This window comes from Methanolobus sp. ZRKC5, assembly GCF_038446525.1.
Taxonomy (GTDB): domain Archaea; phylum Halobacteriota; class Methanosarcinia; order Methanosarcinales; family Methanosarcinaceae; genus Methanolobus.
The window spans coordinates 737,623-762,999 of the sequence record NZ_CP151792.1 but is presented as its reverse complement, the minus strand read 5'-3'; the positions used below and the strand labels follow the sequence as shown (position 1 = coordinate 762,999).

27 protein-coding genes are annotated in these 25,377 nt (G+C 40.4%); 9 read left to right on the top strand and 18 right to left on the bottom strand.

The window, feature by feature from the left end; translation table 11 throughout:
* Positions 1 to 5 precede the first annotated feature (5 nt).
* Both WN948_RS03535 and WN948_RS03530 read right to left on the bottom strand, forming a co-directional pair.
* Positions 6 to 1,760 (bottom strand): formylmethanofuran dehydrogenase subunit A, encoded by a 1,755-nt coding sequence (locus tag WN948_RS03535; protein WP_342305619.1) that lies wholly within the window; start codon positions 1,758 to 1,760, stop codon positions 6 to 8.
* 2 nt (positions 1,761 to 1,762) lie between these two features.
* On the bottom strand, positions 1,763 to 2,782 hold the full coding sequence (locus WN948_RS03530; RefSeq protein WP_342305618.1) for a 4Fe-4S binding protein: 1,020 nt from the start codon (positions 2,780 to 2,782) through the stop codon (positions 1,763 to 1,765).
* A 552-nt stretch (positions 2,783 to 3,334) separates the two neighbouring features.
* Here WN948_RS03530 and WN948_RS03525 point away from each other — a divergent pair.
* The 4 genes from WN948_RS03525 to WN948_RS03510 all read left to right on the top strand — a co-directional run bounded on the left by WN948_RS03525 (position 3,335) and on the right by WN948_RS03510 (position 5,587).
* Positions 3,335 to 3,859, top strand: coding sequence for a hypothetical protein (locus WN948_RS03525; RefSeq protein ID WP_342305616.1), 525 nt, complete (start codon positions 3,335 to 3,337; stop codon positions 3,857 to 3,859).
* 150 nt (positions 3,860 to 4,009) lie between these two features.
* Positions 4,010 to 4,873 carry a shikimate kinase gene (locus WN948_RS03520; protein ID WP_342305615.1) on the top strand — a complete coding sequence of 288 codons (864 nt, stop codon included), beginning with the start codon at positions 4,010 to 4,012 and terminating at the stop codon, positions 4,871 to 4,873.
* 27 nt (positions 4,874 to 4,900) lie between these two features.
* Positions 4,901 to 5,188 (top strand): chorismate mutase, encoded by a 288-nt coding sequence (locus tag WN948_RS03515; protein WP_342305614.1) that lies wholly within the window; start codon positions 4,901 to 4,903, stop codon positions 5,186 to 5,188.
* A 9-nt stretch (positions 5,189 to 5,197) separates the two neighbouring features.
* Positions 5,198 to 5,587, top strand: a complete 390-nt coding sequence (locus WN948_RS03510) for an AIR carboxylase family protein (protein WP_342305613.1) — start codon at positions 5,198 to 5,200, stop codon at positions 5,585 to 5,587.
* Here WN948_RS03510 and WN948_RS03505 read toward each other — a convergent pair.
* A complete protein-coding gene (locus tag WN948_RS03505; protein ID WP_342306528.1) occupies positions 5,581 to 6,411 on the bottom strand; it encodes a methanogen output domain 1-containing protein in 831 nt (276 codons plus the stop codon). The genes WN948_RS03510 and WN948_RS03505 overlap by 7 nt on opposite strands.
* A gap of 238 nt (positions 6,412 to 6,649) precedes the next feature.
* On the bottom strand, positions 6,650 to 7,447 hold the full coding sequence (locus WN948_RS03500) for an ATPase domain-containing protein (RefSeq protein WP_342305612.1): 798 nt from the start codon (positions 7,445 to 7,447) through the stop codon (positions 6,650 to 6,652).
* A 392-nt stretch (positions 7,448 to 7,839) separates the two neighbouring features.
* Between WN948_RS03500 and WN948_RS03495 the strand changes: the two genes are divergently transcribed.
* Together WN948_RS03495 and WN948_RS03490 are read left to right on the top strand one after the other, a co-directional pair.
* Positions 7,840 to 9,567 (top strand): 2-oxoacid:acceptor oxidoreductase subunit alpha, encoded by a 1,728-nt coding sequence (locus WN948_RS03495; RefSeq protein WP_342305611.1) that lies wholly within the window; start codon positions 7,840 to 7,842, stop codon positions 9,565 to 9,567.
* Entirely contained in the window at positions 9,568 to 10,422 is an 855-nt protein-coding gene (locus WN948_RS03490; RefSeq protein ID WP_342305610.1) for a 2-oxoacid:ferredoxin oxidoreductase subunit beta, read from the top strand.
* Between the two features lie 8 nt (positions 10,423 to 10,430).
* Here WN948_RS03490 and WN948_RS03485 read toward each other — a convergent pair whose 3' ends face one another.
* The 12 genes from WN948_RS03485 to thiD form a co-directional block, all read right to left on the bottom strand.
* Positions 10,431 to 11,480, bottom strand: a complete 1,050-nt coding sequence (locus tag WN948_RS03485; RefSeq protein ID WP_342305609.1) for a HAMP domain-containing sensor histidine kinase — start codon at positions 11,478 to 11,480, stop codon at positions 10,431 to 10,433.
* Between the two features lie 271 nt (positions 11,481 to 11,751).
* Positions 11,752 to 12,918 carry a PAS domain S-box protein gene (locus tag WN948_RS03480; protein WP_342306527.1) on the bottom strand — a complete coding sequence of 389 codons (1,167 nt, stop codon included), beginning with the start codon at positions 12,916 to 12,918 and terminating at the stop codon, positions 11,752 to 11,754.
* A gap of 175 nt (positions 12,919 to 13,093) precedes the next feature.
* A complete protein-coding gene (locus WN948_RS03475; RefSeq protein ID WP_342305608.1) occupies positions 13,094 to 13,510 on the bottom strand; it encodes a hypothetical protein in 417 nt (138 codons plus the stop codon).
* A gap of 167 nt (positions 13,511 to 13,677) precedes the next feature.
* Complete coding sequence (locus WN948_RS03470) at positions 13,678 to 14,271, bottom strand: HemK2/MTQ2 family protein methyltransferase (RefSeq protein WP_342305607.1); 594 nt, start codon at positions 14,269 to 14,271, stop codon at positions 13,678 to 13,680.
* A 14-nt stretch (positions 14,272 to 14,285) separates the two neighbouring features.
* Positions 14,286 to 15,095, bottom strand: coding sequence for a 16S rRNA (adenine(1518)-N(6)/adenine(1519)-N(6))-dimethyltransferase RsmA (gene rsmA / locus WN948_RS03465; RefSeq protein ID WP_342305606.1), 810 nt, complete (start codon positions 15,093 to 15,095; stop codon positions 14,286 to 14,288).
* Between the two features lie 14 nt (positions 15,096 to 15,109).
* On the bottom strand, positions 15,110 to 15,706 hold the full coding sequence (locus WN948_RS03460) for a DUF655 domain-containing protein (protein WP_342305605.1): 597 nt from the start codon (positions 15,704 to 15,706) through the stop codon (positions 15,110 to 15,112).
* A gap of 79 nt (positions 15,707 to 15,785) precedes the next feature.
* Entirely contained in the window at positions 15,786 to 16,139 is a 354-nt protein-coding gene (locus WN948_RS03455) for an RNA polymerase Rpb4 family protein (protein ID WP_342305604.1), read from the bottom strand.
* Positions 16,140 to 16,284: 145 nt separating this feature from the next.
* A complete protein-coding gene (locus tag WN948_RS03450) occupies positions 16,285 to 16,578 on the bottom strand; it encodes a 50S ribosomal protein L21e (RefSeq protein ID WP_342305603.1) in 294 nt (97 codons plus the stop codon).
* Positions 16,579 to 16,638: 60 nt separating this feature from the next.
* On the bottom strand, positions 16,639 to 17,931 hold the full coding sequence (locus WN948_RS03445) for a tRNA pseudouridine(54/55) synthase Pus10 (RefSeq protein ID WP_342305602.1): 1,293 nt from the start codon (positions 17,929 to 17,931) through the stop codon (positions 16,639 to 16,641).
* Between the two features lie 89 nt (positions 17,932 to 18,020).
* Positions 18,021 to 18,617, bottom strand: a complete 597-nt coding sequence (trmY, locus tag WN948_RS03440) for a tRNA (pseudouridine(54)-N(1))-methyltransferase TrmY (RefSeq protein ID WP_342305601.1) — start codon at positions 18,615 to 18,617, stop codon at positions 18,021 to 18,023.
* A 15-nt stretch (positions 18,618 to 18,632) separates the two neighbouring features.
* Complete coding sequence (locus WN948_RS03435; protein ID WP_342305600.1) at positions 18,633 to 19,928, bottom strand: DEAD/DEAH box helicase; 1,296 nt, start codon at positions 19,926 to 19,928, stop codon at positions 18,633 to 18,635.
* A gap of 78 nt (positions 19,929 to 20,006) precedes the next feature.
* The gene (gene thiD, locus WN948_RS03430; RefSeq protein WP_342305598.1) at positions 20,007 to 21,353 is read right to left on the bottom strand and encodes a bifunctional hydroxymethylpyrimidine kinase/phosphomethylpyrimidine kinase; all 1,347 of its coding nucleotides are present in this window, start codon (positions 21,351 to 21,353) and stop codon (positions 20,007 to 20,009) included.
* 256 nt (positions 21,354 to 21,609) lie between these two features.
* On the opposite strand from thiD, the gene WN948_RS03425 reads away from it, so the two are divergent.
* The 3 genes from WN948_RS03425 to purF all read left to right on the top strand — a co-directional run bounded on the left by WN948_RS03425 (position 21,610) and on the right by purF (position 23,557).
* The gene (locus WN948_RS03425) at positions 21,610 to 21,828 is read left to right on the top strand and encodes an LSm family protein (RefSeq protein ID WP_342305597.1); all 219 of its coding nucleotides are present in this window, start codon (positions 21,610 to 21,612) and stop codon (positions 21,826 to 21,828) included.
* 119 nt (positions 21,829 to 21,947) lie between these two features.
* Positions 21,948 to 22,118 carry a 50S ribosomal protein L37e gene (locus WN948_RS03420; protein WP_154809231.1) on the top strand — a complete coding sequence of 57 codons (171 nt, stop codon included), beginning with the start codon at positions 21,948 to 21,950 and terminating at the stop codon, positions 22,116 to 22,118.
* A 23-nt stretch (positions 22,119 to 22,141) separates the two neighbouring features.
* Positions 22,142 to 23,557: an amidophosphoribosyltransferase gene (purF, locus tag WN948_RS03415; RefSeq protein WP_342305596.1), complete on the top strand. Its 1,416-nt coding sequence runs from the start codon at positions 22,142 to 22,144 to the stop codon at positions 23,555 to 23,557.
* An 853-nt stretch (positions 23,558 to 24,410) separates the two neighbouring features.
* On the opposite strand, the gene WN948_RS03410 is transcribed toward purF, so the two are convergent.
* Positions 24,411 to 24,854, bottom strand: coding sequence for a transposase (locus WN948_RS03410; RefSeq protein ID WP_342306526.1), 444 nt, complete (start codon positions 24,852 to 24,854; stop codon positions 24,411 to 24,413).
* A gap of 2 nt (positions 24,855 to 24,856) precedes the next feature.
* Positions 24,857 to 25,225 carry a transposase gene (locus WN948_RS03405; protein ID WP_342305595.1) on the bottom strand — a complete coding sequence of 123 codons (369 nt, stop codon included), beginning with the start codon at positions 25,223 to 25,225 and terminating at the stop codon, positions 24,857 to 24,859.
* Between the last annotated feature and the right edge of the window lie 152 nt (positions 25,226 to 25,377).

Here is a 25,377-nt window from a genome sequence, read left to right as displayed (position 1 = left end):
TAAAATCACTTCTCCGCATTGACCTGAATCGGTGTTGGGTTTGCCAGGTACTTTTCAGGTGTTGGGTATCGGTCGAAACCAATTGTATAGTACTTGAACCACTTCTTTACATCTGCAAGCATGTTCTTCTCATCGTCTGCATCTATTGCAATATCCGTGTAGAAGGTGTTCTTCTCAGGGATTGCAACGATCTCGCCCATCTGGGATACGACCTCTCCGGCCTTGATGGTGTATGCAGTGTTCTCAAAGCCTCTTATGATGCTCTCGTAGTCGTTGACCTCGAGCTTCTTTGGGTCGATGTTGAAGATAGCAACGTCACCGTCTGCTCCAACGCCAAGTGTACCCTTCCTGTATGACATTCCAATCGTTCTTGCAGGGTTTGCACGTGTAACCATAGCAATCTCGTTAAGTGTCATTTCCCTTGTTTCACCGGCCAGACCGGTTCTGTCGTTTGCCCACTTGTGGCATTCGGCGAATGTATCCTGTCTTGCCTTGTTGGACATAAGCCATGCAATGACCTGTGGATACTTGGTAAATGGTCCACCGTTAGGACTGTCAGTCGTCATGATCGTCTTCCATGCGTCCTTGACATAGAGCAGTGATTCAAGACCCATTGCCCACTGTACACTGTGTACAGGATTGCCCTTTAGATATTCGAATGGAAGTACACCTGATCCACACTCGCACTCTACATCGGTATTTGACCATTTGTGGCCGGTAAGTACATAGAGGTCATGGATTGCAGGACCGTCACCGGTCATGACTGTTGCATCACCGAAAGGTACACAACCACTGTCAAACACAACATGGTCATTACTGTTGACGTAGTCAGTGATTCCTTTTACACCAGACTCAAAGTCTCTCCAGGATGTACCGCCAAAAGCATTGAACTGGCAGTGTGTGAGGTAAACTGATTCGTGCCTTTTTGCATTTTTCTTTGTCTCTGCCCACTCAACATCTGTATTTGGCTTTGCCTTGACGTTCTTTGGTATCTTGAGTGAGTCCCTTGTTATTTCCCAGCATCCTGGGTGTCCAAGGTTATTTGCGTGCAGGTGCACAGGCATTGGGATTCCGAGCTGTTCGTTCAGTTCTGTCAGGTTCTTTATCATTTCTTCCGGTGTGGTTTCAAAATGAATGTTTGCCTGGTCAAGAGCACTTACGTTCTGTCCCCATCCCCAGTTTTCTACACCAGCAGGGTTGACACATTTTATACCATAGGTCTTGTGTGTCTTCATCATCCATGCAACGTATGCTGCTGCCTTTTCGATATCTCCTTCCTTGAGGTATCTCATGAGGAACCAGTTGTTACCCAGTACAAGGTATCCACCCATGTCAAGCATTGGGGTTGAACGCATTTCCTCGTGTGTGTGGCGTGCTTCCATTGGTGGGACAGCTGCCTCAAAAACAGTTGTATATCCCATTTTGGAGTACTCGTATCCTCCAAGGTAAACTGAAGGTACAGTATATCCGGAACCTGAATGTGTGAGTGGTGTTCTCTTCTGGTAGTGCTTGTAGTGGTCCTCAGGTCTCATCGTTCTGCCTGTATTGACCTTTGCTCCTGCTACGTGGGAGTGTGAGTCGACACCACCGGGCATAACAGTCTTGCCCTTTGCATCAATTTCCTTTACATCTTTCATGTCTGCACCGGAAAGTTCTGTTACGACCTTTCCGTTTTTGATGAAGATGTCCATAATTTCCCCGTTTATCTCGTTGAGGGGATCATAAACGTAACCGTTCTTGATTGCAATAGTTCCTGCCATTTTTATTCCTCCCTTCTCACAAGTGCAATGGCACTTACCGGACAGATCATAGCACATGCACCATCTGAACCGCACATCTCTTGGTCTACAACCTGTGCTACACCATTCCTTACTTCAAGGACCTTCTTGGCATCGACTTCATTCAGATATCCAGCTCCAACCTCTTCATCAGTTGCATTGACCGGACAGACGATTACACAGTTTCCACATCCCAGGCATGCATCTTCATCGATGACAAGTCTGGAGGTGAGTGTTGGTCTTTTCATTTCAACATTGAGCAACTTCTTCTCAAGAAGTGTCTTCTTTTCGACCTCAGGGATAATGGCTGTCTTTGTAACAGTAATTGCATTTACCGGACAGGCCATGTCACATGCTCCACAATATATACATGCATCAGCACGTTGTGCAACCTTGTCCACTCTCTCACCGGCATCCCAGTCAGGGTTGAACAAAGCATTACATGGACATGTGTCTATGCAGCTGCGGCAGGCAGTACATGTATCCTCATCTCTGGTCCATGTTCCCTTAAATGGTTTCTCTACGGTGATAGCTTTAGCAGGACAGACAGCTTCACACCATCCGCAGTGTATACAACACTCGGTATCAATTATGGTTTCACCGTCAACACTTGCGGCTCCATCATTTGATAGCCACTGTTTCACTTCAATGCATCCCTGCGGACATACCTGTTCGCAAAGTCCACAGTGGACACAGTTGTCATTGACAGTTGTGTCTTTAAGTGCAACGCTTAAGTAACTATTGTCGTTTACAGGCTCTCCTGCCTGTTTCAGTTCGAGTGCACCTGTAGGGCATGTCTTTGCACAGATTCCGCATACAATGCAGAGCTCTGTCTGGTTCTCAAGGAAATCTTTGTCTATGAGTCCTCTTGCTACGGCTCCCACTGAACCGAGAACTAATGAACCTTTAGGACATGCCATTACGCACGTTCCGCAACCGATACACTTCTCTGAAGTGTATTCAAGTTGCTTGTCGTCTTTTACTCCAAACACTACTTCGTTCATCTGATCTTCTCCGTAATCCTGCCTGTGAATACAAATGCTTTCAGGTCGATGTCCTGTTAATTATATGCACCAGTTCTACAAATTAATTGCAGATATGATACTGATGTTTGCTAAAGAACATTTTTCAGTTTAGCACTTTAATGTGTTTGCGGCATGAATACGCCTTTTTCAACAAACTTTTCCTTTCAGGCAAAAAGCCATTTAGGTTAGCCTGCTTACAATCTTGACTTTAATGATCGTGTCACTATTCTTTAATGATCTCCGAATCCAATGGACAGGAGAATGTAATTATAGTGACACGTATTTGTTATAAAAGTATCGTTTGTACCCGTTGTTGATTGTATTTTCCAGAGTTGTGTTTTTTCCCCTGCATAGCAACATCTACCATATTGTTATAACCAGTAAAGTACTCGGTGACTTTATATACAACTACTTAACCCCTTATTATATGGGGTGTATTATTGGGTTTCATAATGTTCATATCAGTTTATTTTAACCTGTCTGTTTTTAATTATTTCGTACTGTTTGCCAGGAGATGATGATATTCCTTTGATGAGTATAATAGGTTGCACGGAATTTGAGAAAGAGATCGTGAAATTGTTGGCCGAAGATAAGATGATCGATCACCTGATCGTAGTGGGTGGTTCCAGATCATCAGAGCTTATAAATGACCTCGAACAGATTGGTTTAGCGCCACATGTACTTTTTCCGGAAACAATACCGTGTGGTTTAAAGAAAAGTAAAGGATTCAGTGTACTTGTAACTTTACAGGATAATAGTTCATATAGTTCATCAGGTCAAATGAAGAGAGAAATTTATGAAAAAATAAAGTTTTATGGTCTTGTGTCTAATGGTATCCTTATGTTCTATGGTTCATGTGAAGGAATATTTAATGATACTCTTCTGGATTTTCATAATCGAAAATTTTTCCTTGAATTTTTATCTTCAGAAAATGGGAGCTATATGGGAGACAGGATAGATGATTGTTTTTCAAACAACAAAGACATCCATACTCCTGAACTTATTAAAAAATACAGGAATTGCTACAATAAGCTTAAGGGGCAAATACTTTCATAATTAGTATAAATGGGAAGTGGTTATCCCTGTTTTCTTTTTTTTTGAACATTATTCTTTAATAGTTTATAGTACTGGTATGGATTAATACAGTGGTTCGCCTGGAAGCAGTGGTGCACCTTTGTCAATCTATAAATGTTACAGGGATATTGAATGGTCTTAAAAGGAAATGCTTATGCACTTGGTGCTGGTACGGTCATCAACGCAATAGCCACATGGAAAGGTGCGGCTTTTGGTATCGATCTTAAAACATTTGCAGATGTAAGACTTTTTGATGATGCATCTGAGATAAATGGAACAATCGAAGGCATGCCTGATGCAGATACAAGACTTATTGAGAATTCTGTATCTTATGTACTTGAGCATTTTGGTATTGATATGGGTGGGACTGTAACAACAAGATCAGAAGTCCCTCTTGCAAGTGGTCTCAAAAGCAGTAGTGCTGCAGCAAACGCATCTGTTCTTGCTACTCTTGCTGCTATTGATAAAGAACTCGATCCTTTTGAAACAGTAAAAATAGGTGTGAGGGCTGCTCTTGATGCAAAAGTAACAATTACAGGAGCTCTGGATGACGCATGTGCTTCATTTTACGGAGGCTTTGTTGTAACTGACAACAGGGAAATGAAGTTACTTCAAAGAACAGAACATGAATATGATGTATTGATATTTGCACCGGATGAAAAATCATTTAGTTCTAACACTGATGTTTCACGCTCTCGTGTGATTGCTCCATGGGTGGACATTGCATATGAACTGTCCCTGAAAGGTGACTTCGAAAAAGCAATGACTCTTAATGGTTTTCTTTATTGCAGTGCACTTGGTTTTGATACTGAGTTTCTGATGCGTGCGCTGGATATAGGTGTCAAAGGTGTTTCACTTTCAGGCACCGGCCCATCTTATGTCGCACTTGTCACTGCGGATCAGGCTGGTGAGCTGGGGGATGCATGGAATGACTGTGGTGCCAGCGGAACCATGATAAAGACTAACATACATAATAAGGGTGCAAGTATAATCTAATGCTTAGTTTAAATTAGCGGGGAATACATGTCCACTATCAAAGAAGTACGTGAAGAAATAGAACAGATTGATAGCGAGATCATACAGCTTATTCATAAAAGGGTTGGTATGGCTGCAAAGGTATTGGAAGCCAAGAAAAAAGAAAGGATAAACATTAATGATCCTTCACAAAACACAGTAGTTCAGGATCGTGCAGTTGATGCTGCAATCGAATTGAACCTTGATGCTTCTGCTGTCGAGGAGATCTTCGACATACTTATCCGTATGAATATAGAACGTCAGCAAGAGTTAAGGGGCGAAGGTAATCTTCCTTAGGAGTAGAAAATGGTTGATATTGCAATAATAATGGGGTCCGAATCAGACAGGGCCGTGGCAAACAGAGTAACCGGTGTTCTTGATAGCACAGACTATTCTTATGATGTTCAGGTTATATCTGCACATCGCAATCCTGATAGACTGGATGAATATGTTGCACAAAATGATTCAAAAGTGTACATCGGCATAGCAGGTCTTTCTGCTGCACTGCCAGGTGTCATCGCTTCCAAAACAAAAAAACCGGTAATAGGGGTTCCTGTAAGCTCAAAGATGATGGGTCTTGATGCCCTGCTATCGACTGCACAGATGCCTCCGGGTGTACCGGTTGCAAGTGTGGGCGTTGACAATGGGGCGAATGCAGCCTATCTTGCAATAAGAATACTGGATTTGATTCAGTAATCTATTTTATTTAGCTGGAATATGCATTGCTCGTCTCCATTTCCCATGGTTTCGAGCACATCTACTTCCATATCCTGTCCATAAATATCTACAATTCTTGAGAATATTCCTCTTGAAAGGGTACATAGTATGGGGTTTAGTTGTGCTTCTTCTTTTCCCCATGGGCAGACATTTCCCTGTATTGTGAAAATGGTATTCTCATCTGATAACAGTTCTGACTTAAAATCAGCTCCCAACTGGTTTATTATCTGGCAGCAGACATCGCCTATGCCTTCATAGCTCATAACTTTATTTTCAGAATCTGCATTTTCCATAATTGCTTCCACTACCATGTCTATCATCTGGTGTATAACAATACTTTTTTGTTCACCAGGCAATGTTTTCAGGAGTACTGGAATAATCTGTGTGAGCACGGACCTGATCTTATTTTGTAAATTGAGTTTATCCCTCTCTGTCAGAAGGTCATAATGCATATTCTTTAACTTAAGCAATGAGCTTATGCGTGTCAAAAGTTCCATCTTGTTAACTGGTTTTGTCAGGAATTCGTCAGCACCTGCCTCTATACCTGCTATCCAGTCATCTCTTCCTGAGAGGGCCGTTACCATAATAACAGGTATGAATTGGGTTCTTGGATCCCCTTTGAGAATTTCACATACCTGGTAACCATTAATATCAGGCATCATTACATCAAGAAGGATCACATCAGGTTCATCTTCACCCACTAGTTTAAGCGCCTCATTTCCATTTGTGGCTGAGATAACTGCATATTCTTCTTCAAGATATGCCTTAAGCAATTCTATATTCATTATCTCATCATCGACGATGAGTATTTTTGGATCAGTGGTGGAAGGTGTGATGGTAAAAACTCCTTGATGCCTTATTTGATAAGTTTTTGATTGAATGATGTAGGTTTGTTTAATATTTAATTATATATTATGATTTTTATTATATATACATGATGGCACTGTTTCCTATCATGGTATTTTTATAGAAAATTCAAAGTTCCCACTATGCATCTTTTCAGCCAATTGTTAAAAAAAGTAAGGATGTCCTCTGGTAATTTTAGAGTTCTACTAATTTACCCTTCGATCCTTTTAGGCTTATACCTGCAGATGTGATGTCAAATACGTTGATGTCAAGGGTTATCTTCGTACTTCGCATTTTTGGTATACTCAGGAAACGCTCATTCTTGCCGGTATATGGGTTTTCCTTCACCATTAATTTGACAGCTCCGTAAGTGGAATAATCTGCAATTTTGTGTGTCATCTCATAGGCGGCTTCATCCATAATGTATAGAGTAGTAGTCTCTTGTTTTGCAAGTAAACGATTGATCGTATCAAATTTATCTCTGAACTCTTTAGCTTCAAGTCCAAAAGCCAATACTCCTATATTGTCAATGACTGCCACATCAGCATTTTCAGATATAAGTCTTACAAGATCAATAATGTCTATTTCTTCAATATTGAACCCTTCCTGGTCAGGTCTGATTGATCTGTCAAGCTGGGTTTCTTCTATGATTTGTATTTCAGTATCACTGAAATCATCTATCAGATGAGCTTCTCTTGCAATAGCCCTGATTCTGTACTCTATAACCTGTTTAATTTGAAGCAGACCTTTCTCTATGAATGATTCAAGGCCAAGACCAAGCATTGCTGCCTGCTCTAAAAGGTCTTCAGGTGTTTCTTCGGTTGCCACCATTATGCACTTTTTCCCATCCATGCATGATTTATGCAGAAAATGTAATCCAAATATGGTCTTACCAGCACCAGGTACTCCGGTAATGAGGATTCCTTTTCCTTTGGGATAACCACCGCTGATCTTTTTATCCAGATTCGCTATTCCTGTGGGCATTCTTTCCATTTATATCACGCTAGGCCTGAATACTATCTATTTTTCACAAATTTATATATTATTAATGGTAATATATTATATAAATATATTCTTGTTCATTAGTTATACATTTATTCCCTTTTCTCGTGGATAGCTTGTGTGATTTATTAGTTTAACATTCTTATTTTTAGTTAAAGGTCTGATTATTTTTCATTTAGATTTTATTTGGGTCCTGTTTACGAATAATATTTATAGATTCAGTCCAAAAAATAAAAGGGGGATTAGACATTCATTTCTATCCTTACGGGTAGAATTCAAGTAAGGCATTGATTTGGCTTCATATGGCAAATATCCTATCTTACAATGTCGTCTTAGGGTGTTACCTATCTTATTTAATGCACGGAAAATAAAAGGGGATAATCGTGAATATTGATCTAAATTTGAAAATAGGGGGTGCAGCAGGTCAGGGGCTGCAAACCACCGGTATGGCTTTAGCCAAGACATTGAAAAAAAGTGGGTTCCATGTTTTTGCAACACAGTACTATCTTTCCAGAGTACGGGGGGGACATAACACTTTCCAGATACGCATAAGTGATTCTCCTGTTTTTGCAATGACCGAAACTGTAGATATCCTATTGGCTTTGGATGGTGAGTCCATCACCCAGCATATGTCTGAATTGAAAGAAGGTGTAGTAGTTGTTGATTCGGATGTAATTGATGTCAAAGAAAATGCAGATTCTATATTTCATGTTCCAATGCTAAAGATAGCCAAAGATGTCTGTGGCGATAAAATATACTCAAACTCTGTTTCTATGGGGGCGGTCATTGGTCTGTTGTGTCTTGAGCTGTCAAATCTCGAATTTATACTAAAAGCAGCCTTCAAAAAGAAAGGCGATGGGGTAATACAAAATAATATCGACGCAGCACGTGCAGGTTACAATTATGTCAAAGAGAATTATCCTGGTGGCTGTAAGTTTGAAGTTAGTGATCCCGGGAAAAAAGAGGAGATGATGCTTGTTAATGGAAATGAGGCCGTAGGCCTTGGTGCCCTTGCAGCCGGTGTACAGTTCCTTGCAGCTTATCCGATGACTCCTTCTACCGGTGTAATGACCTATGTGGCTGCAAACGCAGACAAATTCAACGTTGTAGTTGAGCAGGCCGAAGATGAAATTGCAGCATTGAATATGATCCTTGGAGCATCCTTTGCAGGTGCCCGCTCGATGACAACTACTTCAGGAGGTGGTTTTTCCCTGATGACTGAAGCTCTTGGGCTTGCCAGTATCACAGAAACACCTGCCGTTATTTTCCTCTGCCAGCGCCCAGGGCCTGCCACGGGCCTTCCTACTATGACTGAGCAAGGTGATCTCCAGTTTGTCCTTAATGCTGCTCAGGGTGAGTTCCCACGTTGTATCCTTGCACCAGGTACGCCAGAAGAATGCTTCTATCTCACTACGGAAGCTTTTAACATTGCAGACAAATACCAGATACCTGTTTTTGTCATGAGTGACCAGTATCTGGCAGATTCTCTGTTCACATGTCCAAGGTTCGATACTTCAAAAGTGCTAGTTGAAAGGCATCTTCTGTCTGATCAGGAACTAAGGACGAAGAAGGAAGAATACAAGCGTTACAAACTCACTCCACTTGGAATTTCCCCCCGTGCCCTTCCAGGACAGGAAGGTGTACTTGTTGTCGCTGACAGCGATGAACATGATGAGTTCGGCCACATCAATGAAGATCCTGTCAACCGTATCAAGATGAATGATAAACGTATGAAAAAACTGGAAGTGCTTAGGGAGGAGATGCCGGAGGCAAAAGTATATGGTAGCTCGGATGCATCTATTTCGTTGATGGGATGGGGTTCCACATATGGCTCACTTGCAGAGGTCGTGGACATCTTAAATGATGGGGGGAAGTCTGTAAATCTTGTTTATTTCACTCATATACATCCGATTCCTGTTGAGCCCACCAAAAAATTACTTGCAAAAGCCAAAAAGACTGTTTGTGTTGAAAATAATTCTACCGGGCAGTTTTCACGCCTTTTGAAAGTGGATGCCGACATAAATGTCACAGAACACATACTCAGGTATGATGGTAAGCCCTTCAGTCCGGAATTCATAATTGCTGCTCTTAAAGAAAAAGGGGTGATCTGAATGGTCAGTATAGAAGATTATGGGAAATTTGAAACAGCATGGTGTCCGGGATGTGGTAATTTTGGTATCCTTAAAGCCATTAAACAGGCACTTGTGAACCTGGGGCGTTCGCCTCACGAGGTATTCATAGCTTCAGGGATTGGTCAGTCAAGTAAGCTCCCTCATTATCTGAAATGTAATGCATTTAACGGACTACATGGTCGCTCATTGCCACCTGCAACAGGGGCTAAGATTGCCAACCATGAAATGACAGTTCTTGCTGTCACCGGGGATGGGGATTGTTATGGTGAAGGGGGTAACCACTTCCTGCACACTGTTCGCAGGAATCCTGATATTACTATGATAGTACATGACAACCAGATATATGGACTTACAAAAGGGCAGGCATCACCCACAAGTGAGATCGGTATGAAAACTAAGGTTCAGACACATGGGGTGTTCAACATGCCGCTCAATCCGTTGTCTCTGGCAATATCGCTGGATTGTTCGTTTGTAAGCCGTGGGTATGCTGGTAATATCTCCCACCTTTCCAAACTTATTGAAAAAGCCATAGAGCACAAAGGTCTTTCTCTTGTTGATGTGCTTCAGCCATGTGTTTCTTTCAACAAGCTGAATACTTTTAAGTGGTACTCTGAAAGAGTTTATGAAATGAATGAGTCCGGCTATGAGTTAAATGACCGGGTGAGGGCTTTTGAGAAATCGCTTGAATGGGGCGATAAGATTCCTCTGGGTGTTTTCTATGTGAATGAAAAGCCAAGTTTTGAGGACTACCTTGATGTTCTCGTTCAGGGTCCTCTCTATAAGAATACTCCAAAAACAGAATTAGTGGAAGAATTGATAGATGGTTTTATTTGACCATCTTTTTAAATATTTTGACTGACAGGTATATTTAAAGTGAAAGTGCTACCTTTGCCAGCTTTACTTTCTACTTCTATTTTACCATCATGTAATTCTACCATTTGTTTGGCAATTGACAGTCCAAGTCCTGTACCCTGGTATTTTCTTGAAATGGAGGAATCTGCCTGGTAGAATGGAGTAAAAAGTTTACTTTGTTCATCTTCGTTCATTCCTATACCATTATCGATTACAGATAGTTTCAACATATCATCTTCAACAGCTGCAACAATCTCTATATGGCCCCTTTCCTGAGTAAATTTTATAGCATTGCTTATGAGGTTGTAAAGTATTTGCTTAAACCTGGTCTTGTCTGCGTGTATCTTCAGGCTTTTTGATGTCAAGAACTCGATATCTATATGCTTTTTCCTGGCAAGGGGACTGGTAATGTTGCACACATTTCTCATGACTTCATTGGCATCAAATTCCTCAAAGTGCAGCTCAATTTTCCCTGCCTCTACTTTTGAAAGGTCCAGGATGTCATTGATTAGCTCCAGCAGATGCTTTCCACTTGTTGATATGTGGCTTGCGAATCTCTTTTGCTTTACGTTCAGTTCTCCAAAAATATTTTCCTGTAACATGTCCGAATAGCCGATAACAGCATTCAGTGGTGTCCTCAGTTCATGACTCATGGTTGCAAGGAATTCACTTTTTGTTCGATTTGCTTCTTCAGCTTCCATTTTAGACATGAGCATTGCTTTCTCTGCTCTTTTTCTCTCTGTTATGTGCTCAACACTGAGGATTACTTTTTCATCATCATATATGTCGATATAGGCAGTTGAGACTAGTACGTTCTGTTCAAGTTGTACACTGTTGGGTAACTTAATTGTGGTGGTTCCTTCTCTTTTATGGATGTTCTTTCGTGTTTTGAATGTCTCTATCGCAGCAGTATGGAAAATACATCTGGAACACTCTTCATTGGCTGCGCATCCGTTCCCTTTTGACGCATTAACACAAGAGAATATTTCTCCAGATTTCTTACCAATGGATGCTTCTTTACTTGTTTTTGAAATTTCCATACATTCTTGGTTTATATTCTCAACAATTGTATTTCTGTTCACAAGTATCATGGGTACGGGGGCAAGATCAAAAATGGTGTCAAGCAGTTTTGCCTGTTTTTTAAGTTCAAGCTCATTTATTTGTAACTATTCAGCCTGATAAAAACACTATCAATAGCAATCTTGACAAAAAGTTGAGACCTACATTTTATTAGGATCATTAATTTTGATTGTTGCCATTGATTGCTTTTTTGATTCTTAGGTTGTTAGTGAGCAAACATCTCCGTTTTGATTAAATCAGTATCAATAGGCTAATTGTGGTAGGCTGAATAGTTACATTTATTTTACGTTTATCAATATTACGACTGATTCCCAAGAAGAATTTAAACTTACCTTCATTGTCAATGACTGGATTGATATGCATTTCTACCCATACGGTAGAACCATCTTTGCATGGTTGTTCTAGTTCGATGGTGCGTGGGACATCGGGGATAAATCCTTTTTTGAATGTACTAAAAAAAGCATTCCATAATTCCATCAAGTCCTGGAATGATTGGGGTGTAAATCTTTCTTCGATAGATAAACTCTTCAATTCTTCAGGAGTAAATCCTCTTAAGTTTTCAACTGAAGGGCTGACATAAAGAGTATTACCACTTGCATCAAGTATCCATATTACATCATTTGCATTTTCAGCAATAAGGCGGAACATCTCTTCGCTTTCTTTCAGGGCCTTTTCTGATTCTTTTTTATCAGTGACGTCAGAGCAGACACCAATTGTCCTGCTTATCTCCTTTGTAACGTCATCAAATATGGGCGTGCCATGTTCTTTCCAGTGTCGGATTTGTCCACTCTTTGTTATCATGCGATATTCTGCTTGAAAAATATCTCCTGTGTTACGATAGTTTTCTATCTTTTTCATGACAGCTTGTAGGTCATCCGGATGTACTCTTTCAGACCATGCATTGAGTGTTTCCGATATTTCTCCCTGGTCATAACCTAGTGCTTCATCAATGTTTCCGAACCACTTTAAATGGTTATTTTTCATGTCCCACTCATATATCAGGTCATTAGTACATTCAGCTGCAATCCTGAAACGCTCTTCTGCTTGTTTGCGATCATTTATATCACGCATTGTTCCTGTAAAATACCTGAAGTTCTTCTCTTCATCAAAAACAGGGTTAACATTCAATTCTACCCATAACGTTGATACGTTCTTGCATAAGATCTCTATTTCAAAAACAGGTGCTTTTACAGGTGTACCTTTTTGGAGCTTGGAGAAGAAGGTGCCAATCACGCCGGTGATGTAATTGAAAGATTCTTCTGTGACAAGTTCTTTTAGACAATTTTCCAATATTTCTTCCGGAGTAAAGCCTGTGATATTTTTTACTGAAGAGCTTACATAAAAAAATTTACCGGTAGCACTCATTGTGAAGATAATGTCATTCGCACTTTCGGTTATCAGGTGGTAATTCCAATCGCATATCTTTCCAGAGCTTACAGCTTCTTTAATTGTAACTATTCAGCCTGATAAAAACGCTATCAATAACAATCTTGACAAAAAGTTGAAACGTAAATTTCATTAGAATCATTTATTTTGATTGTTGCTATTGATTGCTTTTTTGATTGTTAGATTGTTAGTGAGCAGACATCTCTATTTCGATGAAATCAGTACCAATAGGCAAATCGTGCCAGGCTGAATAGTTACCTTTAATTTTGTACCTCAGCTCACTTTTGGTGTATGGTTCTTTAATGTACCACACTCCATCTGCTATAGATATCTGGTCAAAGAACCTGCTATCAGGTTCGGATACAATGAGCAGTATTGGTATCTTATTCTTAGAGGCGATCCTCAATGCTTTTTCTACAAAGTTACCACTTGTGTCCTTCTCTAGTTTGAAGACTAACAATGAAGATATTCCAATAGGCTGTACTTCTGCATAATAATCCTGGTCGATATTGTGCACAGAAATATTATCGCAGATGTCTTCAATTTCCTTTTTTAATTTAGCTGTATCGTTTTTATTATGTTTGAGGAGAACTGTTTTATTCATATGTTTTTCCTCACTCTTATGATTTGGGTGTGCAAATGCTCAATAGGAATATACACAAGTCTAATATATTATTACACATATTTAAGTTTACTATGTCTTAATATGATTGTAATATAATTAATCCAATAGTTAAAAATAATTAATTCAAAAGTTAAAAATATCTTAATTTAATCGACTATTTTTCCGACAATGACTACTAGCTCTTCAAAGGAACATTTTTCTCTTGCCTTAATCCATGAATTAAAGCCATGACGTTCCATTTCCTGCATAACTTCTTCAATGCCGGTTATGGATGATACAAGCAGCAATATCAGTCCACTCGGTTTCAGGTAAGCATGTACCTGCTCCATGAATGGTTTGATGTCCTTACGTCCATCGATGCCACCGTCAAAAGCGTAATTTAACCATCCTGGGACTTTCTCTTCTTCGGAAGTTGGAAGGTATGGGGGATTGAATATCACAATGTCAAACTGTTGTTTACTTTTCAATCCTGTAAACATATCTGTCCTGATAACATCGATACCATTGGATTTTGCACAGCGTGCAGCTAAAGGACTTATTTCTGTTGCTACAAGCTTTATATTCCTGTTAGCTTTAAGGACTGCGGATACAAAACCGCTGCCTGTCCCAATTTCCAGGATGTGCATGTTCTCTTTTGTAAACTCAAGAGCAGTGTCTGCAAGTAGATAAGAATCTTCAGCAGGTTCGTATACCTGTTCTGCAAGATCGATCATTGCATTAAGGTGTTTGATGGTAACCATAGATTCAAAAATAGTTATTCCTGTTTATGTCTGAACATCATGTTGGCAAGTTGTGCAAATTGCTCAGGTTCCAGATTCTCAGGTCTTTTATCAATTAGTTCCTGCGGTAATTCATGTATGAATTCTTTCATATCATCTATACCAAGGAGTTGCTTGTTCCGGATGATGGAATTCCTCATCTTCTTACGCCTTTGGCCGAAAGCTGCAGTAACAAAATCAAGGAAATACTTTTCATCAAGCACTTCAAAATCTGCATGTCTTGGTTTGATCTCAACCACCGCAGAAAGGACTTCAGGTGGTGGGGAAAAAGCCCCTCGTGGTATTTTCATGATCATTGAATTATCAGCAAAATAGTGCGCATTTACAGAAAGGCGGCTATAATCCTTTGAATTGGCATGTGCCACAAGTCTCTGTGCAAACTCGTATTGGTACATGAGTATTCCTAACTTAAAATCATGTTTGAATAACTTGAATGTAATCTCGGAAGAAATGGAATATGGTAGGTTTGAGACTACTTTGTCAAAAGAAGGGAACTCGACTTTGAGCACATCTCCATGAATCAGGGTAAGTTTGTCCAGGTTTCCAAAACGGTCTATTAGAACATCAATAAGTTCGGGATCTCGCTCAATAGCAATTACGTGACCTGCTTTCTCCATGAGCCTTTCAGTCAGGTTGCCAATACCTGCTCCGATCTCAAGTATTGTCTCATGGGGTTTTATGTCAGCAGCATCTACAATCCTGTCAAGGATTCGTTCATCTATTAAAAAATGCTGGTCATGGTATCCACCACGGATACCATATTTTCTTAAAATATCATAAACCAAGAAATGAACACCTTTCAATGGCTACGTTGACGACGTGGAGGTATTGTGAAAAGTCTGTACTTGATATTGTCATCCTTTAGTTCATCTATGATCCTGTTGACAACAACTTTCCCTGGGGAGTGTACTCCTCCGACTCTCTCGTGTAATTCTTCAAGGGTCTTGAACGCCCCTTTCTTCCTCTCATCTATGATGGCCCACATAAGTTTCTTTCCAATACCTGGGAGTAACTCTAACATATGTAGCCTGTTTGTAATTGGGTGCGCATCATTGAAGAATTTGACAAACCTTTCTTCATCATGTTTTACGGTCTTTTCAAGGATGTAGGGTAGCTCGAGCTGCGCACCATGACTTAAATCCTGGTATGGTATGCGGTGCTTTACATGATCTACAAGGTCGCGGTCACCGTCTCCAATATATACTCTGGACTGGATGTCCGGTACTTTTCCTTCTTTAGGTACAAGTTCCATTAACACGAAATGAATTTCTCCGACAGCCTGCACAAGAGGTTTCTTTTGATATGCTGGGCGTTTATCATCTGAACTTCCATATGGGAGATAATCTAAAATCCATGCAAATTCTTCTTTCTCAGGTGGCTTTCCCCTAGTTGTCATATATTTCCTCCTGTGACATACCTGCTGCTACTCATGCAACTTCCATCAAAATTAAAAAAGGGATGTATCGAATATAAATCTAATCCATTGCTTCTTCTACAAGGTTTAGCATTTCATCGAGTTCTTCTTCTGTAAGTGTGAATCTCTCTTTTGCATAAAGTGACCTAAGCTCATCTCTGGTCAGTGGCATTACATCAGCCAGCCGGATGGCTATTTCGGGCTTCATTTTTTCAAGCTCAAGAAGTTTGTTTACAAGATTCCTTGCTTTTTCAGGGCTTGTCTTTGAGAACATTTCTGCATGATTGATAGCTTTACGCAATTCATATCCAAGTTCATCTTCATCTTTGAGACGATCTTCCATAATCTCATGCAACATACCCTTTACTTCAGACAGGGTTAACAATTCTTCACTCAGAACTTCTTTTACTATCATTGGTATACACTCTGTGCATTATTTGGGGTTTAGGTCATCCCTGGATGACAATAAGATGTATTTGTATCGTTAAATACATGCAATAAAGATATATCTAACGATAAAGAAAGGTAATTCAGGTGTCAAACCTGAAATTCCTGTGAATTTAGTATTTCTGCGGTTTCAGGTGCTGTGGGAGGGATATGAGCTCTTTTGTAGCCTTTCCGTCCCTTATCTGCAAGATAAAAGCTCGGCCGCGCTGACCAATGACTTTTCCTGTCTTTCCCTGGAATCTTGCGTTTGGCATTCCTTTCTGTACACTTGGGTCAATATCGATGTGGACCATCTGTCCGTTGTCGAATTCCTGAATTGCCTTGCTGATAGGTGAAAGTCCTCTTTCTCTTGTGGTTTTCTGTAACTTATACCTTGTACAGTGCTTTTCGCCGTGTGATGTTCCCATAATTATTTTCCTCCATTGATCAAATTATTAGTTTAATTTATAAATGTTATATCTGATGTGTTATATGTCGACTTTGACGACATTAAGTTCAGCTACTGTTGCCTGTATTCCTAACTTTTCTGTTAGACTTGGCACAGTTCTTCCCTCGTCTCCTGACGTAAGTTCTTTTACATACAGGCCGCCATCACAGTATACTTCTATAATGGCATACTCATCTGTCTTCTCTATGAGCTGCATGTTATGGACATATCGTTTTCGGATAAGGTCTGCTCTCCTGTGGGATACCCGCTGTGGAGTTCTTTGATGTATTTGTACTCCAATAAGGGAGTTTATAGCATCTGCAAGTTTATCCGTGGAAACAGGCTCTTTGAATGTAACTTTAAGGTTATAAACTTTATCCGCCTTTGCGGACTTTAGATTCTCAATTACACCTTTTTCCACTATATTTAGTCCCTCGACTTCCACTTTACCATTCGCGAACTCATTAATCTTCTTTTCAAGTTCCCATACATCTATGCTGCGAATAACCGGGTTTAGTGCTTCTACAACGAAAGGTCTTCCTGTTCCAAGCATAAGGGCATCGATGTCCTCGCGTCCTGCACCGTGGAATTTAGTATCTGTCCCCTCCGTTGCCTTGATCACTTCTTCAGCTATAAGCTCATCTACGGATTCCGGGTATTGTTTTCCTGTATTGTTGCATTGCTCACAGCCTCTGCCGCCACAGCCTCTGCATGGCCATCTTGTCTGAGGGATTCCCCTTAAGAGTTTCCTGTACCTTCCCTGTATATAAACCGACTTTACCCGGATACTGGTTGATTCCTCAGCAATATCCATGGTTACAACAACATCCGGTCTTTCAAACTCAACTTCTTTTTCTGTGCGTGCAGCTATGAGTTTGCCGACCTCACGGTTCATTTCAGTCTTAAACTGCTCGGCCTGCGTGATTCCGCATTCACTCCAGAGGATCTCCTCATTCTCGCCGACCAGACCGCTGACCTTTGTTCCCATCAGGAATGTGGAATATTCTATATCTCCAATGCTTTCAATTGCTCTGTCGGCCCATAGGTCTAGTTTGTCAAAAATACCCATGCACACCCAGCATTTATCATCTTCACCTTCGATTTTCAGGCTCTTTCTTGCATAGACGCTGCTCTTAGACAGTTCTTCAAGTAAAGAATCATCACCTGTATCTTTAAATGAAGCATCTCCTTCCATTGCCAGGCTCAATTTGATGGCCTGTCCTCTTTCTACGTTGGTAAGGCCTGTGGATAATTTGGCGAATTGTCGTCCCATGCAATGGTCACAAATGGGTCCTTCGTTGATTATCTTCGTAGCGGTTTCAAGTATGGTCATTGGATCACTTTTATCTATGTAGTTTCTATATCGGTTTTTATCAGGATAATTGGCAACAGATGGGTACTATCTAATATAACACTTTTTAGTTATGCTTCTTTTCTGTCCAGTTCATTATGAATTATTATCATACAGTGGTCTGAATGGAGTGAAATGGGCCCTATATTAAGCGTCTGCTTTGCAAGTCTTGCAATTATCTCCTCTTCTTCTTCAGTAACTCCCATATGGTCTCCAAGCACGAATACAGCATCTGTGTTAAGGTCGGTGTATTCTCTGATATCTTCCCCATCCTCTCTCAGATAATAGATGTCCCTGCCTGCATCCTTGAATTCCATAAGCAGTTCTTCAAGTCCTGCGCGACGTATCCATACGCCGGGGGTAGATTGTGTCTCATATTTAATTGCATCTCTTTCAAGTGCCTTCTTTATGAGAGAGCCGCTACTTCTTTCGTCGGGGTTAAGGTACTTCAACTTCTCTCCGTTGAATCTTATTACTTTTCCTGGGTCTGGTTCTCCAAGAAGTACCAGGTGGACATTGATATCACGTCTCATTCCATGCGAAAGGAAAAGTGCGGAATTGACGCATCTGCATAGAATATCCATTCTTCCGGCAGAACCGGGCAGGTCGTTCAGTGAAAAGTCAGCGGTTGTTAATACTTTATGTCCAATTATCACAAAATCTTTCATTTATTTTCCTCTGTTTTATTTCTCATCCTTAAGTATTATCTTTGCAAGCGCAGCTGCAATTTGGCGATAGTTCATATCATCGCCTGCGATATTTGAGACAAAATCATCATATTTGTCTAGATGTCCTCGCTTGATGTGCATCCTGATGTCATCCGCGATTCGATTCTCTTTAATTCTTTCTATGTCTCTGTGGCTTGGGAGCTCCCTTTTAATGATTTCGGTATTTGTGATACGCATTATGTCCTTCAGTTTCCCATGATCTTTGTTTGATGCAAAAGTATAGGCAAGTCCCGGTCTGCCTGCCCTTGCAGTTCTTCCTATCCTGTGGACATATGTTTCAAGTCCCTGAGGAAGGTCGTAATTGAAAACAACTTCTATGTTATCGACATCTATGCCCCTGGCCGCTACATCGGTCGCTATCAGGATACCAATATCTTCATTCTTGAACCTGTCCATCCTCTGTTCCCTTTTGTTTTGCTTTATATCGCCGTGAAGTGCCTCGGCAGGATATCCTCTGGAACGCAGTTTAATGACCAATTTGTCAACTTCCTTTTTTGCATTACAAAAGACGAGTGCAGACTTGATATTTTCAGCTTCTATAAGCCTTTTCAAAGCTTCTGGTTTTGCATTATCCTTTATTTCAAAGTAATATTGCTTTACCTGGGGTACAGTAAGTTCTCTATGAACTACTTTTATGTGCACAGGGTCCTTCTGGTATTGCTCTGTCAGATCTAGTATGGGTTTTGGCATCGTTGCCGAAAAGAGTAATGTTTGCCTGCCGGATGGGATGCTTTCCAGTATTTCTTCTATATCTTCCCTGAATCCCATATTCAACATCTCATCGGCTTCATCAAGTATGATAATACCAATGTCATCAGTAGGCATCGTTTGTCTTTCAAGGTGGTCTAATATTCTCCCTGGTGTTCCTACTATGATCTGAGCTCCTGTTTTCAGAGCATTTATCTGGGAATCAACTGGAAGTCCGCCATATATGGGTAAAACTTTGAGTAGAGGGATGTATTTTGCAAGTTTTCTGAGTTCTTCAGAGACTTGATTTGCAAGTTCTCTTGTTGGGCATACTACCATTGCCTGGGTATTTTTGTTACTCTGGTCAAGAAGTTCCATCAATGGGATCCCAAATGCTGCGGTCTTACCGGTTCCGGTCTGCGCCTGGCCTATAATGTCCTTTCCTTCAAGTATGGGGGGGATAGATTTTACCTGGATCTCAGTGGGCTCCCTGAACCCCATCTCTTTTATGCTTTTTCTTATCTCTTTTGAAAGGTAAAGTTCCTTGAATGTTTCTGATTCCATTTTATTTCCACTCTCCTAGGGCCCGCTTTTTGTGATTATTGTAAAAAATGAAAATGTGAATTAAGTAGGTGATGTCGTTTAGTTTTGATCTTTCAGAGATGCATAGATTTCAGATATTTTTACCGCAGTGCTTGCAACTTCTGTGGCACTGTTCCCCATTATTCTGATCATGGCTTCCTTTCCGATGCCACCTTTATCGTAAATGATGTCGGGTACAGCTCCATGCTTATCAATGGCGTCTGATGTTCCCCAGTCCATTGTGTGTGTATCTTTAGGTTCATCTTCCCTGGTAAATGATGATGTGCTAAGGCCAACTTCTTTGCATATGTTCACAAGGTGTTGGGAGTGCCTGATGTTCATGGAAGCTCGTGATGTTGGGGTATGCTTCATTGCAGTAAGTATTATGCGGGCAACATGGCTGCTTGCGCCAAAATCGATTTCACCAACGACCTGTGCGGTTCCTTTCAGTTTGACGATCCTGCCTGTGACTGCAGCCACTTCCGAGGTTGACGCTGCAGATGGCAGTGCCATTGCTATGTTACACCCGACTTCAGGAATAAGTCTTGTAAAGTGATTGGACTGGACAAGTATGTCCACTCCATTTTTTAAATCCTGCAAGACTGTATATCTTTCTGAGTTTTTCAGGACATGGGATAACTGATTGACAGGTCCTACACCGTTCCCCACGGGCATGCTTCCTTTAATGGCCTCTACGACGAAGTCCTTTGCTTTTTTTGCAGCATCATCTATTTTGTATCCCTGCGCAAGTGCTGCCGCAAGCGCTGAAGAATAGGTACATCCTGATCCATGGGTGCCGCCTTTGACAAAATTTCCGGGGATTATGGTGTACATGTCAGTTTCAGAATCGTATATTATGTCTGATGCATCAAGGTGCCCACCAGTTACAATGACAATTTTAACGCCTGTCTGACTGATAAGCTTGGCAGCTTCCTTTGCTTCCTCAATATTTGTTATCTGCATTCCTGCAAGAATGTTTGCTTCATTGATGTTTGGTGTTACCACTTCACTTAAAGGCAAAAGCTTTTGTTTTAAGGTTGTGATGGCATCTTTTCGAAGCAGATCCCCACCAGCCTCTGCTGCCATGACAGGATCAACCACCAATTTCAGGTCATATTTTTTCACCATTTCTGCAACGGTCGCTATTATGTCCGAAGATGAGAGCATGCCTGACTTAGCCCATATGATATTCATATCCTCACAGACGGCATCTATTTGGTTACGTATGACTTCACAAGGGATATCATAAGCACTCAGGACTCCGGTAGTATTTTGTGACGTGACTGATGTGATGGCACATGTTGTATGGAGTCCAAGTGAGGCTATTGTTTTGATATCTGCTTCAATTCCTGCTCCTCCTCCAGAGTCAGAACCTGCTATGGTCAGTATAACTGGAATTTTACTCATTATAATTCTCCTTATGCGCCCCTGCCGTGTTACGGAGCTCTTAAATGTCTTGTTGCTTATATATTAGTTGGTTACTGGGGCCTATATATCTTTGCGATAATGCTGATTTTATCTGCTTCAAAGCTGGCTTCTGCGATAGTTATATATACTGAATATGCAACATTGGTGCATCGCAATATGTATAAGTAAATAAACAAATTTACAATTTAATACTCGCGTATAATTATTCGAATTTATTTAGCTGAGGGCGACTAAAATGGGAAACAGACCTCTTGATATATTGAACGATTCTTTGAACACACCTGTAATTGTGAGACTAAAGGGCGCAAGAGAATTCCGTGGAAAACTCCAGGGTTATGATGTTCACATGAACCTTGTACTGGACGATGCGGAAGAGCTTAAAGAAGGAGATATTGTGAGAAAACTGGGTAGTGTTGTTATCAGAGGTGACAACGTAGTTTATGTTTCTCCATGAGGCAAACGTAATCTTTAAGAACTACTAGCCATATCATGGGTAAACTCTGAGCTATTATTATTATATTGGCTACAACTAATCAATTAATTAACTAATTTCAAACCAAAAGGTGATTATAAATGTCAAAAGGTACTCCCTCAATGGGTAAGAGACAAAAGCGCACGCATGTGAAATGCAGGCGCTGTGGTAGTGTTTCACTTAATATTCATACAAAACAGTGCACTTCATGCGGCTTTGGAAAGACCTCGCGCATGAGAAGCTACAAATGGCAAGCAAAGTGCAAATACTAAGTCTTTTTAGACTAGGGATATAAATGCGCGAAGAATGCGGTGTCGTAGGGATTGTACAGTTCAAACCGGAATCAAATCCAGTCCCTTCCGCACTTCGTATATATTATGCGTTGTATGCTCTTCAGCACCGTGGTCAGGAATCTGCAGGTATCGCTGTTCATGATGGTAAGCGTCCTGAGACGTTAAAAGGCATGGGTCTTGTACCTGAGATCTTTAACAAAGAGGATCTTGTTATTCTCAAAGGTGATGTGGGTATAGGTCATGTACGCTATTCTACTTCTGGTGACTCCCGCATAGAAAATTGTCAGCCATTTATCGTTAATTATAAAAGTGGAAGTGTTGCGCTTGCACATAACGGTAATCTGGTCAATGGCCTGGATCTGCGTTCGCAACTTGAGGGCGAAGGTCATGTTTTTGTTGCAAATTCTGATACTGAAGTAATTGCTCATCTTTTGGTGAAAGAACTTCTTAAACACGACCCAGTTGAGGCTATGGGTAATGTGATAAAGCAGCTCAATGGTTCTTATTCTCTTTCTATCATGATCGATGACCTTCTCATGGCTGTAAGGGATCCTCTTGGAATCAAGCCACTGTGTTTCGGTACTATTGATTCTGGTTATGTTGTTGCTTCAGAGAGTGTGGCAATTGACACACTTAATGGGGAACTTGTAAGGGATGTTAAACCTGGTGAACTTGTCATCTTCCGGGATGGTGAGGTCGAATCCCATCAACTCTCTGATGGGAGATACTGTGCTCATTGTGTCTTTGAATATGTTTATTTTGCACGCCCTGATTCTATAATCGATGGACAGCTTGTTTACAGGGTCCGCGAAAGGATTGGGGAACGATTGGCTCATGAACATCCGATTGATGCTGATATGGTGTCTCCGGTGCCTGATTCTGGGATTACTTCTGCGATTGGTTTTTCCCGGAAGTCGGGGATCAATTATGAGGAGAGTCTCATGAAGAATCGCTATATAGGTCGTACTTTCATTCTTCCTGGCCAGGCTATGCGTGAAACGGCTGTGCGCCTTAAGATGAATACTATCGATGAGAATATCAAGGGTAAAAAAGTGATTCTTGTTGATGACAGTATTGTGAGGGGAACTACTTCCCGTCGTATCATTGATATGGTCCGCAAAGCGGGTGCTAAGGAAGTACATGCTCGTATAGGAAGTCCTCCTATAGTGGCACCATGCTATTTGGGTATTGATATGGCTTCAAGGGATGAGCTTATAGCAGCCCATAAAACCATACCTGGAGTTGAGGCTGTGATCAATGCAGATTCATTGGGTTACTTGAGTGTAGATGGTCTGGTAGAAGCAATTGGAATTGATCGGGATGATCTATGCCTTGGATGTCTTACGTCTGCTTATCCTGTGGAGATTCCTGGTGAAAATATATGCCAGCGCAGACAGTTAAAACTACACGAGTTCTAATTTTTTTATATCAAGTGTCAACAAATATAACTTGTGTATAAATTCCAAAGAGTTATATGTCAGTAGTGTGTACAAATGATTACTCTCTGATATATTATGTTCATGCAAGGATGTACCACCCCTTGCTGATTGTGGGAATGGGTTAACTTTTATAGCTGTTATTCTGCAATGCGGGAAAACAGCTTTGCTATGTGATGACAGGTAATCGCAGATATATGTTTGTATTGTTTCTTGATTTGTAACTATTCAGCCTGATAAAAACGCTATCAATAACAATCTTGACAAAAAGTTGAAACGTAAATTTCATTAGGATCATTTATTTTGATTGTTGCTATTGATTGCTTTTTTGATTGTTAGATTGTTAGTGAGCAGACATCTCTATTTCGATGAAATCAGTACCAATAGGCAAATCGTGCCAGGCTGAATAGTTACAAAGAAAGAAAAAATTCAGAGGAACTTTATTATTGACATGATGACTGAACAAAATATATCATATCCTCCGTACAAGTTTAGATAAATTTGTTTCTGATCAATTTACAAAACAGACTGCAATAACATCATAATTATTAAAAAATATTTCTGGAAGCTGAATACAGAACGTGGAAAAGTAAAGCGTTTTTGGGGAGAGATATTGTAGGGATGCAGAGAGGGAATCTGCCCACGTTCTGTTCATTTAAATCCGTTTTTGATTCAGCGTTCCGATAAGGTATACCGTACCACCAATTATTCTGCAGACACTGAACCTTCAGATTCTGTGCCTACAATTCTAAATATCAAAACATACTATATAAATATATCTACACTCCAATATATTATCAACATCATCATTATGACATTTAACATTGAACCTATCTCAAAACGCCTCTTGAACTTTATTCCAACATAATAGAAAACATGCAATATCCAGTAGTCCCTTGAAAACAACATTAAGCCTTTCATATCTACTTGCTATTTTTCTGAATCCCATTTTCAACCATGCAAAGAAACGTTCTATTGTCCCTCTTTTACGATATGACTCATACTCGAATCTTGTAGGTCTTCCTCTTTTTGGATATTTCTGATTCCTGATATTAACAAGAATGTTACTTTTGATTGCCCGATGTCTCAAGTATTTCCTGATGGCCACATCATCATAAGCAGAATCTGCAAGTACTTCCAATGGTCTTGTTTTTGGCCTTCCAGCAGTTTTGACCTTGATACTTTCCATGATCTTAACAAACTGCTGCCTATCATGTGCTTTTCCAGAAGCTATCAGAACGGTCAAAGGAAAGCTTTCAGAACTTACACAAACATGTATCTTTATTCCATTTCTTTTTTTGTGGCCGTTGTATTCGGAATTTTCTCCCCTTTTTTTGTTTCGATGAAACTACTATCAACACATACAAGATCCATGGAGAACTTACCTTTTTGGTAAGCGGAATCCCGAAGGGATTCCATAATCTCATTCCACACTCCTTCCTCTGACCACCTTTTTAGCCTTCTCCAAGCAGTTGCTCTGGAACCATAGCTAGCTGGCATATCTCTCCATCTACAACCGGTTATCAGAACAAAGAGAATACCATTGATGACCTTACGGTCATCAGCTCTCTTTCTTCCAGTTATTGGTTGTGGTGGTAAATGCGGTCGAATAAATTTCCATTGCACATCAGAAAGTTCTCTGAATTCCATTCATATCCCCATAATAAAATACAAAGAAGTAGTATTTATAGTTTTGAGATAGGTTCATTTAGAGAGATTTAACTTATAAAAATAAAATTACTGATTAAAATGTTTCAAGTGCCCTGTAAAATTCACATAAATTTACAAATAAATAGAAATCC

What these genes read in the sequence shown, in the direction of transcription:
- WN948_RS03475 (WP_342305608.1), bottom strand. Translation starts at nt 13,510, where the DNA reads ATGAATAAAACAGTTCTCCTCAAACATAATAAAAACGATACAGCTAAA.
- WN948_RS03525 (WP_342305616.1), top strand. Translation starts at nt 3,335, where the DNA reads ATGAGTATAATAGGTTGCACGGAATTTGAGAAAGAGATCGTGAAATTG.
- WN948_RS03405 (WP_342305595.1), bottom strand. Translation starts at nt 25,225, where the DNA reads ATGGAATTCAGAGAACTTTCTGATGTGCAATGGAAATTTATTCGACCG.
- WN948_RS03450 (WP_342305603.1), bottom strand. Translation starts at nt 16,578, where the DNA reads ATGGGAACATCACACGGCGAAAAGCACTGTACAAGGTATAAGTTACAG.
- purF (WP_342305596.1), top strand. Translation starts at nt 22,142, where the DNA reads ATGCGCGAAGAATGCGGTGTCGTAGGGATTGTACAGTTCAAACCGGAA.
- WN948_RS03425 (WP_342305597.1), top strand. Translation starts at nt 21,610, where the DNA reads ATGGGAAACAGACCTCTTGATATATTGAACGATTCTTTGAACACACCT.
- WN948_RS03470 (WP_342305607.1), bottom strand. Translation starts at nt 14,271, where the DNA reads ATGGTTACCATCAAACACCTTAATGCAATGATCGATCTTGCAGAACAG.
- WN948_RS03500 (WP_342305612.1), bottom strand. Translation starts at nt 7,447, where the DNA reads ATGGAAAGAATGCCCACAGGAATAGCGAATCTGGATAAAAAGATCAGC.
- WN948_RS03420 (WP_154809231.1), top strand. Translation starts at nt 21,948, where the DNA reads ATGTCAAAAGGTACTCCCTCAATGGGTAAGAGACAAAAGCGCACGCAT.
- WN948_RS03520 (WP_342305615.1), top strand. Translation starts at nt 4,010, where the DNA reads ATGGTCTTAAAAGGAAATGCTTATGCACTTGGTGCTGGTACGGTCATC.
- WN948_RS03510 (WP_342305613.1), top strand. Translation starts at nt 5,198, where the DNA reads ATGGTTGATATTGCAATAATAATGGGGTCCGAATCAGACAGGGCCGTG.
- WN948_RS03445 (WP_342305602.1), bottom strand. Translation starts at nt 17,931, where the DNA reads ATGACCATACTTGAAACCGCTACGAAGATAATCAACGAAGGACCCATT.
- WN948_RS03490 (WP_342305610.1), top strand. Translation starts at nt 9,568, where the DNA reads ATGGTCAGTATAGAAGATTATGGGAAATTTGAAACAGCATGGTGTCCG.
- WN948_RS03435 (WP_342305600.1), bottom strand. Translation starts at nt 19,928, where the DNA reads ATGGAATCAGAAACATTCAAGGAACTTTACCTTTCAAAAGAGATAAGA.
- WN948_RS03460 (WP_342305605.1), bottom strand. Translation starts at nt 15,706, where the DNA reads ATGACAACTAGGGGAAAGCCACCTGAGAAAGAAGAATTTGCATGGATT.
- trmY (WP_342305601.1), bottom strand. Translation starts at nt 18,617, where the DNA reads ATGAAAGATTTTGTGATAATTGGACATAAAGTATTAACAACCGCTGAC.
- WN948_RS03530 (WP_342305618.1), bottom strand. Translation starts at nt 2,782, where the DNA reads ATGAACGAAGTAGTGTTTGGAGTAAAAGACGACAAGCAACTTGAATAC.
- WN948_RS03485 (WP_342305609.1), bottom strand. Translation starts at nt 11,480, where the DNA reads ATGGAAATTTCAAAAACAAGTAAAGAAGCATCCATTGGTAAGAAATCT.
- WN948_RS03535 (WP_342305619.1), bottom strand. Translation starts at nt 1,760, where the DNA reads ATGGCAGGAACTATTGCAATCAAGAACGGTTACGTTTATGATCCCCTC.
- thiD (WP_342305598.1), bottom strand. Translation starts at nt 21,353, where the DNA reads ATGAGTAAAATTCCAGTTATACTGACCATAGCAGGTTCTGACTCTGGA.
- WN948_RS03455 (WP_342305604.1), bottom strand. Translation starts at nt 16,139, where the DNA reads ATGATAGTAAAAGAAGTTCTGAGTGAAGAATTGTTAACCCTGTCTGAA.
- WN948_RS03515 (WP_342305614.1), top strand. Translation starts at nt 4,901, where the DNA reads ATGTCCACTATCAAAGAAGTACGTGAAGAAATAGAACAGATTGATAGC.